Origin of the sequence: Lachnoclostridium sp. Marseille-P6806 (genome assembly GCF_900625025.1) — a bacterium.
GTDB lineage: Bacteria > Bacillota > Clostridia > Lachnospirales > Lachnospiraceae > CAG-791.
Genome location: NZ_LR130597.1, coordinates 1 through 12,861, shown reverse-complemented (window position 1 = coordinate 12,861; position 12,861 = coordinate 1). Strand labels below are relative to the sequence as shown.

The window sequence follows — 12,861 nt, the reverse complement described above, 5'->3', positions numbered from 1 at the left end:
TCTGTTCTGAATGTCTCGCGATCCCTATAAGGCCCGCACCATCCGCTCGGATCGTGTTCCTTACGGGAATCTTGAAATCTTCAGGGTTGCATTTCTGTTTGTTTGTCAAATCTGCTGCCGCTTCCTTTCCTTACGCAAGGAGCCGGGGACCCGGAGGCCGGATCGCTTTCGCCGCGCGCTTCGTCAGCGCCGCAACTTCTTTAAATTATCACGCCGTGATCGCTATGTCAATTGATTTTTTGAAGCTTTCACGGACCCGATATGATGCCGCCGAAGTTCTTCGTCGACGGTGATTCGTATTATAGCATCGGTTTTTAGGCTTTGCAACAGGCAATCAGACATTTTTTATGTCGTCCGGAATCCCCGTATTTGCGCCGTTTCATCAAAAAAGAGCCCTGCCGCTACAAGCTGTGGCTCCCTTATCGTTCAGCGCAAGATATTGTGCCGCAGACACTGTTTTTCCGTGTCAGACATCCGATGAATAATTCGATGCGTCAGGTAAGAATATAATGCTCCAGAAGATATTGGGCGCAGTAGAGGACGACCAGTCCCTCGCCCAGTCCCAGCAGCAGCCCCAGCGCCGCATCCAGCCAGTGGATCACCGGCAGCCGGGCAATCAGATTGATCGCCGAGAAAAAAAGATGAAACAGGCGGTAAAGCATCACCACAACCGAGAGCATGATGATGCCGGAAATCAGTCCGCCGAGCCGCGCATGCAGAAAATCCCGGAGCAGTCCGGACAGCAGATACAGACACAGCGCCGCCGCTCCCAGAGAAAACAGCGCGGATACGTTCTTCGCCGCGCCGGTATGAAAGCCGTGCGTCATCAGAGACATCAGCACCGCAATCGAAATCAGTATCAGAAGCACTTCATAGAAACCGACCATAATTTCCCGCCCGTTATGTCTATGCACCACGCATTCGCAGCCGCTTCCCGGCTTGCTCATGCCGGCTGACGCTGCCGTTTATTCAGCACCACGCATTCGCAGCCGCTTCCCGGCTTGCTCATGCCGGCGGTCAGAGCGGCTGCGCCGCTTGTCCGCCCCGGAAGAAATCCCACAATCGGTCTGAAATACAGGTATTTCATCCTCGATTCCGGGATTTCTTCCGGGGTGCTGAATATTATTTCAGAATCATGGTTTCGATCCTGCTGCGCGTAACCAGCGTCAGTCTGCCCGGCGACGCCGTCGGCAGAACCAGCAGAACCGCATCTCCAAAGCTCCCCGAGAACTGCTTCGTCCCGTTCACCGAATAGATCAGGACACTCTGCCCGTCATTGATGACCACCCGGTCCCCCAGAAGCTGCACCGAGGTAAAGTCCATAGTGAATGGAATACTGGACATCTGCTTCCCGGTGCTGTTGTAGACGTCGAGCTGATACTCCTCTTCTCCTGTTCCGTCCGGAAACAAGAGGGCCACATAGCTGCCGCTCGTCCAGACTCCCTGAAGCTGAGAGGTATAGTGCACGCTCACACTGCTGGCCGGCTTTTCCTCCCCCGCGTAGAACACCATGCGGGAATCCGACACGGAAACCGCACTGCTGTTCGAGAGAAAGCGGGTCTCCGGCACGACCTCTCCCTCGTAATCATAGCCCCCCACAAGGCGATCCGTCGTGCTTTGCCCCACGGGGCCGAAATTATAGAACGCAACGCTCGTCTTGATCGAGGCTCCGTCCACGCTGAGCTGCGAGCACATCAGCAGAACGCCGTCCGGAGACAGCGCCACGGACACGGGGTACCCGCTGTCCTCCATCGTGCGCTTGAGATAGACGATGGTGTTGCCCTGCGTATCAAACAGATAAATCCATGTCGTATCCGAATCCTCCAGCACGGCGGCGACTTCTCCGTTCTGCGCCACGGCTATCGCGCGCAGGGGCATATTCGTGCTGACGACGCCGATTTCCCCCGCCGCAGCATCCAGAATGTGCACCGTGCTGCCCTGATAATCGCCGATGGCGGCAAGATTGCCGGACACCGAGACAAGCGGCTGCTGCATCTCATAGGAGATAGACCACAGCACCACTCCCTCCTGATCCATGCAGCTCGCGCCGTCCTTGCTGTAAATAAGGATTTTCCCTCCCAGATTGATACAGCTTGCCGCCTCCGGGACGGAAATTTCCGCCACGGTCCGCAGCTCCGAGTCCGAGTAGCTGCGGTTCTGATTCTGGCGGATCAGAAACAGAAGAAGCGCTCCGCCGAGACACAGGGCAATGACAATGCGCAGCAAAAAGAGGAGCTTCTGCGAACGGGAAATCGGTCTCCTGTCCGCCGCGCTCTTTCCCGCTCCCGCAAAATCGCCTGCCTCCGGCGCGCCGCCATCCTCCATAGCCTCCTCGTACTCATCGGTTTCATCGCCGGAGAACCTGCGGTCAAATTTTCCTCCCGCATCCCTCCCCGTTTGCCTCTGCCGACTCTGCCGGCCGGACGGCGCGCGGTTCGGAGCGTGAAAATTCACTACTGCCATGCTGTTCCTGTCTTACGTTTTTATACCATGCAGACACGGCGCCGCTCACACGGTGTAAAAACGATACTCCGTCACCGAGCGATACTCCGTATCCGCACCGAAGACCGGATGCGCAAAATTCTCATGATTCATGCTGTCCGGAAAATACTGCGTCTCAAGGCAAAATCCCTCGCGCACCGCATAGCTCCTGCCGCCCTTGCCGCTTTCTTCCTTAAGAAAGTTCCCGGAGTAGAACTGGACGCCGGGCAGCGTGGTATATACATCCATGGCCCGTCCCGACGCCGGATCATGCACCGCCGCGGCGCGCCGGAGCGTCCCGTCATTCTCCCAGCCGTCAATCACAAAATTATGATCATAGCCTCCGACCAGCTTCAGCTGCCGGAAATCCGCGCCGATGTCCCGGCCGATCGCCTTGGGCGCGCGGAAATCGAGCGGCGTCCCCTCCACCGGAGCAATCTCCCCGGTCGGAATGGAATCCGGCTTCACAGGGCAGTACGAATCGCAGAAGAGCTGTAAAACATGCCCCTCCACACTGCCCGCATTCTCTCCCGCCAGATTAAAATAGCAGTGATTGGTCATATTGATCAGCGTTCTCCGGTCGGAGTATACGCGGTAGGAGAGCTGCACCGCCGCGCTGTCCGTCACCGTATATGCCACCTCCATGACCCGGTTTCCCGGCATGCCGAACTCGCCGTCGTCAAGCCGCAGAGTGAGGAGCACCGCATCATCCAGAAGCTCCGCGTCCCAGATGCGCTTATGGCTCCCGTTCAGAAAATCTGTGTGCAGGTTATTGGTATTCTCATTGATCGGAAGCTGCCACGCCTCCCCGTCGATCACGAAGCGCCCGCCGCCGATCCGGTTTGCCGACGGTCCGATCAGCGCCCCGAGGAAGCAGGAATTATCCGCATATCCGGCCGCCGTGTCAAAGCCCAGCGCCACATCCGCCGTCTCCCCGTTCCGGTCCGGCACAAAAATATTCACAATGCACGCGCCGAGATCCGTGACCTTAAGCGTAATCCCCGCACGGGAAATCGTATAAAGTCCCACCTCACGGCCCCCGGCTCTGCCAAAGCTCTCTTTCGTTATGCTCATCTTCCCCTCCTTACGGCCCGTCATCTGCCAAAACCAACCCATAGCTGCCAAAAATCAAATGCCCCGCAGCCTGCATCAGAGCTCCGTGCGCCCCTCGAGCGCGCGCAGCAATGTGACCTCATCGATATTTTCGAGATCGCCGCCCACCGGCACGCCGCTGGCGATGCGCGTCACACGGATGCCGGCCGGCTTAATCAGCTTGCCGATATACATGGCCGTCGTCTCTCCCTCGAGGCTCGAATTTGTCGCAATGATCACCTCCCGCACATCGTCCGAGCGCAGCCTCTCCAGAAGCTCTTTCAGACGTATGTCGTTCGGTCCGACCCCCAGCATGGGAGAAATCGCGCCGTGCAGAACATGGTAGACGCCCCCGTAACGGCCCGTTTTCTCATAAGCGGCGAGGTCCTGCGGCGTCTCCACGACCATGATCGTCCCGTGATCCCGGTCCGCGGCCGCGCAGATCGGACACAGCTCGGCATCCGTGAGATTCTGACAGACCCGGCAGTAGTGCACATTCGCCTTGGCGTCCGTCAGTGTCCCGGCCAGCTTCGCCACGCGGGCATCCGACATGCTGATGATATAAAAAGCAAGGCGCTGCGCGGATTTTCGTCCAATCCCCGGAAGCGCCGCCAGCTCGTCAATCAGTTTGCCGAAATGTCCGCTGTACAGATTCATTCATAGCCTCTTGTCAAAACGGCAGTCCGCCGGTCATTCCGCCCAGCATCTGCTCATTCGCCGCATCCACCTGCGCCATAGCCTCATTGAGCGCCGCCACGATCAGGTCCTGCAGCGTCTCTACATCCTCCGGATCGACAGCGTCCTTGGAAATGCTGAGGCTCCGGATCTTTTTGTTCCCGGTCAGCACGACCTCGACGGCGCCGCCCCCGGCTCCCGCCGTAAATTCTTTCTCGTCCAGCGCCTTGCGGCTCTCCTCCATCTGGCGCTGCATCCGCTGCGCCTGCTTCATCAGATTGCTCATGTTCCCGGGCATGCCGCCCATATATCCGCCGTGCTTTGCCATCATCAATCTCCTGTTTCTATATCAGCGTATCCGCGTCGTCCTCATCGACGTCGATTTCCATGGCGACTACGTCGCGCAAATCGATATGATTGTCTGTGAATTTCTCCCCATTGTCAAGATAGCGGTACTCGATATCAATCCGTCTGCCGGAAGCCGACGCCAGATAATTTTCGAGCCAGCTCCTGTTTTCCTCGTTCTCTGTAAAGCGGGAGCAGCCGATAAAGTTCTCGCAGCGTATGATCAGCTTCTTTCCGTCCTCGCCCAGCTCTAAATGCGCGTCATGGAGGTAGCCCTTGATGCTTCCGTCAGGGATCCGGGAGTAGAGACGGGGCCATCCCGCCACCACCTTTCGGATGTCCTCGGGCACCGCGGAGGGCAGAACCGGACGCCGGACGGATTCCCGCGGCGCTGCGCCGGCCGGCTCATCGATCCGGTCCGCCGAACGTTCCATTCCGCCGGGCAACGGGTGGGCTCCCATGACTCCGGAGCCGGGCGACGGACGGGTTCCCGCGGCGCCGAAGCCGGAGCCCGAAGCGGCGTCCTGCCCGGCGCCCCCGCCCGGAAGTCTGTCGAAAGCGGCGCTTCTTTGCAGCTGCTCGATGCTGCCGTGGAGCTCCGCGATGATCTGCTCGTCTTTCCGAAGATTGCTTTCGAGCTCGTGTATTCTGCAGGGCAGCGCATCCCGATCCGTATCCATTGCCGGACGGCAGACCCGGATCAGCGCCATTTCCGTGAGAATACGCCGGTTTCCGGAATAGCGGATCTGTTCGGCAAGCTCCGAGAACACACGAATATCTCGGTGAATCTCCTCCATTTCGCTGTCCCTTGCATCCGCGAGCATGCGCTCCAGATTCTCCCGCGAGACATCGAGGCTCTCCTTTGTTTTTTCCGATGCCTTAAGCAGCATCAGTCCCCGCAGATACCAGATGAAGTCCGCGACGAACTGCGTGAGCTCCCGCCCCCGCATCAGCAGCGTCTCAAGGAGAGAAAGCGCCCCTGCCGCGTCGCCTGTATGCAGCATCCGGTACAGATCGCTCTGCACGGAGGTATCCACCGCACCGAGAATCTCCAGCGTCCTCTCATAGGTGAGACGTTCGTTTCCATAATTAAAGGCATTGCACTGATCCAGCAGGGAAAGACCGTCCCGCATCGAGCCGTCCGCGGCGCCCGCAATATAATGCAGGGCCTTTTCCTCGACGTCGAGGCTCTCCGCCTCTGCCACCTCAAGCAGCCTCCCCTCGATTGTCTCTGAAGACAGACGGCCGAAATCATAGCGCTGACAGCGGGACAGAATCGTGACGGGGAGCTTATTCGGCTCCGTGGTGCACAGGATGAACACGGCGTATTCCGGCGGCTCCTCCAGCGTCTTGAGGAGCGCGTTGAACGCCTGATTCGACAGCATGTGGACCTCGTCGATGATGTAGACCTTTTTCCGCCCGATGGTCGGAGAATAGGACACGCTGTCGATTACGCCGCGGATATCGTCGACGCCGTTATGAGAGGCCGCGTCCATCTCCACCACATTGAGATTCGCATCGCCCGCCGTAGCGAGACAGACCGGGCACTCCCCGCAGGGACTTCCGTCCTGCGGATGCTCGCAGTTGACGGCGCGCGCAAAAATTTTAGCGATCGTCGTCTTGCCGGTGCCCCGCGTCCCGCAGAAGAGATAGCTGTGGCTGGTCCGCCCGGAATTGATCTGATTTTTGAGAGTTCTGACAATAGTATCACGGCCCCGGACATCTTCAAATGTCTGAGGCCGATACTTGCGATACAGAGCCAGATACGCTTTGCTTTCCGACATAAATATTTTCCTGACCCGAATACCGGATGCGCCGCTCCGTCCGCGGACTCTCCGCGCACAGCCGCCGGCACGGTGAATATGCTCAGTCGCCGAAGCTGATGCCGAGCAGCTTTGCCTCCTTGATGATGTCCGACTTGGGATCGACCATTTTCAGCTTGCCGGCGACCTCCTCGAGCGGCACCTTGACCATCTCGCGGTTCCGGTACCCGACCATATAGCCGAATTCCTTTTTGAGAATCAGCTTCCCGGCCTCCGCGCCGAGACGGCTCGCAAATACGCGGTCATAGGGACAGGGTTCGCCGCCGCGCTGCACATGGCCCGGAACCGTGACACGCACCTCGCGCCCGGTCTTTTTCTGGATCGCATCCGCGACCTCATAGGAAACCGACGGGAACTTGTAATTTGACAGCTTGTCCTTGTATTCCTTTTTCGAGAGCTTCGCGTCGTCCTGGGAAATCGCGCCCTCCGCGACGACAATGATCGTGAAGCGGCTGCCGCGCGCGTCCCTCTCCTCGATCTTATCCACGACCTTGTCGATGTCGTAGGGAATTTCCGGCAGAAGAATGATGTCCGCGCCGCCTGCCATTCCGGCGTTCAGCGGGAGCCAGCCGACCTTGTGCCCCATAATTTCCACAATAAAGACCCGCCCGTGCGAGCTTGCCGTCGTATGGATCTGGTCGATCGCCGTGGTCGCGATATCCACCGCGGACTGGAAGCCGAACGTCATATCGGTTCCCCAGAGATCGTTGTCGATGGTCTTGGGGAGTGTAATGATGTTCAGACTCTCCTTGGAGAGGAGATTCGCCGTCTTGGTCGAGCCGTTTCCTCCCAGCATCACAAGGCAGTCGAGCTGCAGCTTGTAGTAGTTCTGCTTCATTGCGGCGACCTTGTCGAGACCGCGCTCATCCGGCTCGCGAATCGTCTTGAACGGGACGCGGCTCGTGCCGAGTATCGTTCCGCCGCGCGTGAGGATGCCCGAAAAATCCTCGCCGGTAAGCATACGGAACTTGCTGTAGATCAGGCCCTTATAGCCGTCCTCAAAGCCGTAGAATTCAACCTCGTCCTTGCAGTTGTTGTAGATCGTCTTGACGACTCCCCGCATCGCCGCATTCAAAGCCTGGCAATCTCCCCCGCTGGTGAGCATACCGATTCGTAACATTGTGCACCCCCTTTCAAGTATTTATATTCTATCAAATTCCGCCGGAGTCCGCAGAATTTTTTTCAGCACCGCGTCCCTTAAAAGGGGGCTGTCCGTCTGCGGACAGCACGCGGGAATCCCCCGTCTGCGTTATCTCCGGTCAGCCGGCGGCGTCAGGCACAGCCAGGACGTCACAAGCTTTGTCATCAGTGCCTTGAGCTGCTCCTGCTCCGTGAGCGCTTCAAGGACAGGACGCTCGACATCTATGAGGAACGACCGGATGAAAGCCGGCATAGTCGGCATGGGATTTATTGTACACAAATGATTCTGTCAATACAAAGACCTTCCATTAAATAAAACATCGGGATTGCCGCATTCCCTTTAGTGTGCGATAATGCGGCTGTCGGCGGAGCAATCCGCCGGTTCGCGGGTTTTAATATCTCCCGCAGGAGGAAAACAGGGGAAGCCCTGCCGCAGCGCAGGCTTCTGCCCTCACAGAATGCTTCGGCATGGAGGATTTGTTTATGAAAAAGAAATTTGTCAGCATCATCACCGCAGTGACCATCGGGGCGGCGCTGCTCGCGGGCTGCGGCTCCGGCGCGGCAGCCGGAGACAGCTCCGCAGAAACCGTTCCCGCAGAGGAGGACGCCTCGTCAGAGGGCAGTGAAGAAGCCGCTGCCGACGCGGAGGGGGAGCCCGCAGAAGCTCCCGCGGACGCCGCCGGCAGCATCGCCGGCGCCGCGCTGAAAATCGCGATTGTCAGCTCCCCGTCCGGCGTGGACGACGGCTCTTTCAACGAAAACAACTACAACGGCATCCTCGACTTTATTGCGGAGGCTCCGGGCAGCTCCGTGACCCCTGTCAAGGAAGAAACCGGTGACGTCGCGGCCTGCATTCAGGCGGTGAATGACATCGTCGCCGATTACGATGTCATCGTGGCCTGCGGCTTCCAGTTCGCGGGAATCGGCACCGTGGCCGAGGAGAATCCGGACGTCGATTTCATTCTGGTTGACACCAGCCCCACCGACGCCGAGGGCAACGAAGTCGAGCTTGACAACATTTACGCCATGACATTCAAGGAGCAGGAATCCGGCTTTGCCGCCGGTGTCGCCGCGGCGCTTTCCACGAAGACAAACAAGGTCGCCGTGGTCAACGGCATCGCCTATCCCTCCAACGTCAACTACCAGTACGGCTTCATGAGCGGCGTGAACTACGCAAACAAGAATTACGGAACCACCGCGGAGATCGTGGAGCTCGCCTCCTATGCCGGAACGGATGTCACCGGCGCAAACGTCGGCGGCAACTATGTCGGCTCTTTCGCCGATGAGGCGACCGGCAAGGTGGTCGGCAAGGCTCTGATCGACGAGGGCTGCGATGTGCTCTTCGTCGCGGCGGGCGGCTCCGGCAACGGCGTTTTCACCGCGGCCAAGGAAGCCTCCGACGTCTATGTGATCGGCTGTGACGTCGACCAGTATGACGACGGCGCAAACGGCTCCTCCAACATCATTCTGACCTCCGGTCTGAAGATCATGGATAAAAACGTGAAGCTCCAGCTCGAGAAGATCGCCGAGGGAAGCTTTGCCGGCGGCAATGAGCTGCTGGGCGCAGACACCGATTCGACCGGCTACGTCAGCGCAGAGGGCCGCAATCAGCTCTCCGCCGATGCGATCGCCAAGATCGACGAGGCCTTTGCAAAGGTAAAGAGCGGTGAAATCGTTCCGGCCGCCAACTTCAACAACATGACCCCCGAGGATTTCACCGGACTGAACTGATCCGGCGTTCTGGCGGGAACGCTCTGCCGGTCCGCCGTCTTTCGGTGCGGCCCCGGCAGACGATAAAAATTCTGTATAGAGCAAAATCCTCCCGGCCGGTATTTCTCTTTCCGGCCGGGAGGATTTTATTTCACCGTATGCTGTTCATTCGCATCCTGTTCATTCGCGCCCTGTTCATCCGCATCCTGTCTGCCTGTACCTTATTGACCTCCGCCTCTTACGCTTTCAGAACCGCGGTCCCGTATCCAGGCAGGACCAGCTCGCCGGAAAGACGCTCTCCCGTATACAGATTCCGCAGCTCCTGTTTCAGCTCGCAGCGAGCCTCTTCCCTGCTGTAATTCAACAGGAAATAATACTTCTCCCCGTTTTTCTCCCGCACCGCAAGCTCGCAGCATTCCGGAAGCTCCACCGTCTCCCTCTCCGGGGCGAAAACGCCGAGCTTCTCAAGGAACACCCGCGCCGTCTCCTCCGTGAACGCGCCGCCGAAATAGAGCGTCCGCCCCGCGCCCGTCCGCTTTTCGATCAGGGCCGGAACGCCCCGGTAATAGCTGTTTGTGTAGCGGGCCAGAACCCTCGCATCACCGAGGGGAGAGAGCTCGTCCGTAAACACCGCCGCCTCGATCTGCGTGCCGCCCCAGTCCGCGAAGATTCTGCCCTCCTCCGGTGCAATCAGCGTGTACTCCGTCACATCGGTGCCGGTGAGCTCCTGCAAAAGGCCCGGGAGCCTTGTCTGCACGCACTGGCCCGTCTCATCCTTATAGCCCGCGCGGCACCCGAGCACCAGCGTTCCGCCCTGCTCCACGTATGCCCGCAGAAGCGCCGCGTGCCTCTCGTTTACAATGACCGCGTGCGGATAGAACAGCAGCTTGTAGGGCGCGAGCTCCTTTGCTGTGCTCCCCTCCCGGAGATAGACGAAATCCACCGGCGTATGGCTGTACTGCGCCGCGCTGAAAATACCTTCCCGGCTTGTAGTTTCCACAAGGCGGTGCCATGCGTCCAGCTCCGCGTCCCATCGATTGTCATAGGTCTCAAGGATCCCGACCTCCGCCCGGTATTTCGACCCGGCGAGCTCCGACACCGCGCGGAGCTTCCCCGCGATATCGCGCACCTCCGCAAGTCTCCGGTTGTCGCGGCCGGAATAGTCGAGGATTCCGTGCCAGTAAATCTCCGTCCCCATGGTCGCCGTGCGCCAGCGGAAATAGCTGATGTAGTCCGCCCCGTGCGCGATGCTCTGCATAGTCCAGAGCGTGATCTGCCCCGGCCGCGGCGTCGGCGCCGCCATCGCAGTATTCCAGCCGTTTGCTCCGGACTGCTGCTCCATGATCCCGAAGCGTCCCTGCAGCGCCCGCACCTCTGACAGACTGATCCCCGCCTGACGGTCTTTCAGCCTGCGATTCCCCACAAAGCGGGGATCCAGACCATACGCCATATTCGGATAGGAGTCATAGGTCATGAAATCCAGACTTTCCTCCGCCATTCGATGGTTGTCCAGATCGCCGAATATGCCGTTGGTCGTGATAAAATCATCCGGCTTGATATATCGGCGCAGAATATCACTCTGGAGTTTTGCCCACCGGCACGCGCTGTCTGAGACAAAGCGCTTGTAGTCCAGCACCTCGTGCGGATTCGTCGCACCGGAGAGTGTCGTTCTCGGCACATGAACCTCTCCCCACGCCGTGTAGGTCTGATTCCAGAACACTGTTCCCCACGCTCTGTTCAGCTCCCCGACCGTCCCGTATTTCGCCTTGAGGAACTCCCGGAACGCGGCCGTGTCGCTCTCGGAATAGAACTCGTTTGTCTCGCAGTTGATCTCGTTGTCGATCTGCCAGCCGATGACCGCCGGATGCGGTCCGTAATGCTCCGCCAGCCGGGTGACGATATCGGACACAAAGCGCTGGTAGACGGAGGAATTGTAATTGTAGTGGCGTCTCGCCCCATGCCGGTACAGCACCCCGTCCATACGGGCGTTCAGCACCTCCGGATACTGCTCTGTCAGCCACGCGGGCGGCGTCGCCGTCGGGGTGCAGAAGATCACCCGCATTCCTTTCCTTTCACACAGCGCAAGGAAGCCGTCAAAGAAATCAAAATCGTATTCTCCCTCGCGCGGCTCAAATTTGCTCCATGCAAACTCCGCCACACGGACAACCTCAATACCGGTGTCCAGCATCCGATCAAGGTCCTCCTCCCACAGGGGGCTGTCCCAGTGCTCCGGGTAATAGTCCGTGCCCATAATAATCCTGTCGCCGTTTAACAGATAGCTCATCCTTTACTCCTTTACCGCACCCGCGGTCAGACCTGACATGAAATACTGCGACGCGCACAGAAACGCGATCAGCAGAGGAAGAACCGCACAGGTCGAGGCAAGCATCAGCGCACCGTAATCGGTCCCCCGGTCTCCCACCATGGAGCGCAGCATCAGGGGCAGTGTCTGGAACCTTGGGCTCTTGAGAATCATCATTGGCTGCATAAAATCATTCCATACATTGACAAAATTCATGATACCCAGAGAGGAATAGGCCGGGAGCAGGATCGGCGCCACGATACGAAAGAACACCGTCCACTCGGAACAACCGTCGATCCTTGCAGCCTCCACGAGCGATACCGGGACGTTGTTCCTGCAGTACTGCCTCATCCAGTAGATGCCGAACGCATTGGCGCAGCCGGGAATGATCAGGGCGCGGTACGTATCCACCCAGTGAAATTTACTCATCATGATGTACCATGGGATAATCCCAGCCGTGGCCGGAATCATCATGGTCCCGAGCAGGATTGCAAACAGCGCGTCTCTCCCCGGAAAGCGGTACACCGCAAAGGCATACCCTCCGATGGAGCAGAAAAAGAGCACCAGCGCCACATAGCAGAAAGAAATCAGGCAGCTGTTTGCAAACGCTCTCAGAAAATTGACCGCCTCATTCATGCGGATGAAGTTCGGAATAAGACTTGTACCGAACGTCATATACGGAGGGAAAGAAAAAATTTCGGACGTCGTATGCGTTGACATCACAAACATCATATAAAACGGCAGAAGCATCATCAACGCGACAAGGATCAGAAGCACATATAGCACCGCCTTTTTCCCTCCCGGCACAAAGCGCGCGGCAAGAAACAGAAGCAGCGCTGCGGCGGCCGTCACAGCAAGCAGCGTCATCTTCTCGCCTCCTTTCTCGCGCGGACAGCCGCCCTGCGCAGCTCCCGGCGCTGTCTCTTCACCGCCATATCCGCAATGTAATCAGGATCCTTCCGGTCCGCCGTCCCCCTGTTCACCGCCACGGAGATCAGAACGATCATCAGCGTAATGATATAGGCATCCGCAGACGCATAGCCGTAGAGATTCCCGCCCTGCGGCGCTTTGCTCAGCAGATAGGTCATCATCGTAAGGCCGCCATTGTTCACTCCGCCCTGCCAGTTCTGCCCCGTCAGGATAAAGGGCTCCGTGAACAGATTAAATAAAGGTTTCCCAATCTGCCGTACTATAGAGTAACGACAGATCAGGGATTCTTCCGTGGACGTCCTCTCGGACACTTCGGTTTCTGTTCCTGTGGCTCCTTTTTCGGCCGTCCTCGTTTCTTCGGCT

General features: G+C 58.4%; 11 protein-coding genes and 1 pseudogene. 2 read left to right on the top strand and 10 right to left on the bottom strand.

Features of this window, described 5'->3' with window-relative positions:
- On the top strand, nt 1-293 hold a 293-nt coding region (locus E0E20_RS14090), incomplete at its 5' end, for a hypothetical protein (RefSeq protein ID WP_207302886.1).
- A gap of 201 nt (nt 294-494) precedes the next feature.
- Here E0E20_RS14090 and E0E20_RS13480 read toward each other — a convergent pair.
- The 7 genes from E0E20_RS13480 to E0E20_RS13450 all read right to left on the bottom strand — a co-directional run bounded on the left by E0E20_RS13480 (nt 495) and on the right by E0E20_RS13450 (nt 7,536).
- Nucleotides 495-887, bottom strand: a complete 393-nt coding sequence (locus tag E0E20_RS13480) for a CvpA family protein (RefSeq protein WP_165444115.1) — start codon at nt 885-887, stop codon at nt 495-497.
- A 235-nt stretch (nt 888-1,122) separates the two neighbouring features.
- Nucleotides 1,123-2,463, bottom strand: coding sequence for a DUF5711 family protein (locus tag E0E20_RS13475; RefSeq protein WP_130838693.1), 1,341 nt, complete (start codon nt 2,461-2,463; stop codon nt 1,123-1,125).
- 45 nt (nt 2,464-2,508) lie between these two features.
- On the bottom strand, nt 2,509-3,555 hold the full coding sequence (locus E0E20_RS13470) for an aldose epimerase family protein (protein ID WP_130838692.1): 1,047 nt from the start codon (nt 3,553-3,555) through the stop codon (nt 2,509-2,511).
- 75 nt (nt 3,556-3,630) lie between these two features.
- Entirely contained in the window at nt 3,631-4,230 is a 600-nt protein-coding gene (gene recR, locus E0E20_RS13465) for a recombination mediator RecR (RefSeq protein WP_130838691.1), read from the bottom strand.
- A gap of 13 nt (nt 4,231-4,243) precedes the next feature.
- Nucleotides 4,244-4,576: a YbaB/EbfC family nucleoid-associated protein gene (locus tag E0E20_RS13460; RefSeq protein ID WP_130838690.1), complete on the bottom strand. Its 333-nt coding sequence runs from the start codon at nt 4,574-4,576 to the stop codon at nt 4,244-4,246.
- A gap of 16 nt (nt 4,577-4,592) precedes the next feature.
- Nucleotides 4,593-6,377, bottom strand: coding sequence for a DNA polymerase III subunit gamma/tau (gene dnaX / locus E0E20_RS13455; RefSeq protein WP_130838689.1), 1,785 nt, complete (start codon nt 6,375-6,377; stop codon nt 4,593-4,595).
- Nucleotides 6,378-6,459: 82 nt separating this feature from the next.
- Nucleotides 6,460-7,536, bottom strand: coding sequence for a 6-phosphofructokinase (locus E0E20_RS13450; RefSeq protein ID WP_130838688.1), 1,077 nt, complete (start codon nt 7,534-7,536; stop codon nt 6,460-6,462).
- Nucleotides 7,537-8,039: 503 nt separating this feature from the next.
- Between E0E20_RS13450 and E0E20_RS13445 the strand changes: the two genes are divergently transcribed.
- Complete coding sequence (locus E0E20_RS13445) at nt 8,040-9,287, top strand: BMP family lipoprotein (protein ID WP_130838687.1); 1,248 nt, start codon at nt 8,040-8,042, stop codon at nt 9,285-9,287.
- Nucleotides 9,288-9,504: 217 nt separating this feature from the next.
- On the opposite strand, the gene E0E20_RS13440 is transcribed toward E0E20_RS13445, so the two are convergent.
- From E0E20_RS13440 to E0E20_RS13430, 3 genes and pseudogenes are all read right to left on the bottom strand, one after another.
- A complete protein-coding gene (locus tag E0E20_RS13440; protein WP_130838686.1) occupies nt 9,505-11,550 on the bottom strand; it encodes a beta-galactosidase in 2,046 nt (681 codons plus the stop codon).
- 3 nt (nt 11,551-11,553) lie between these two features.
- Nucleotides 11,554-12,435, bottom strand: coding sequence for a carbohydrate ABC transporter permease (locus E0E20_RS13435; protein ID WP_130838685.1), 882 nt, complete (start codon nt 12,433-12,435; stop codon nt 11,554-11,556).
- Nucleotides 12,432-12,861: pseudogene (locus tag E0E20_RS13430) on the bottom strand (sugar ABC transporter permease); the annotation flags it as partial. The gene E0E20_RS13435 and the pseudogene E0E20_RS13430, both read right to left, overlap by 4 nt.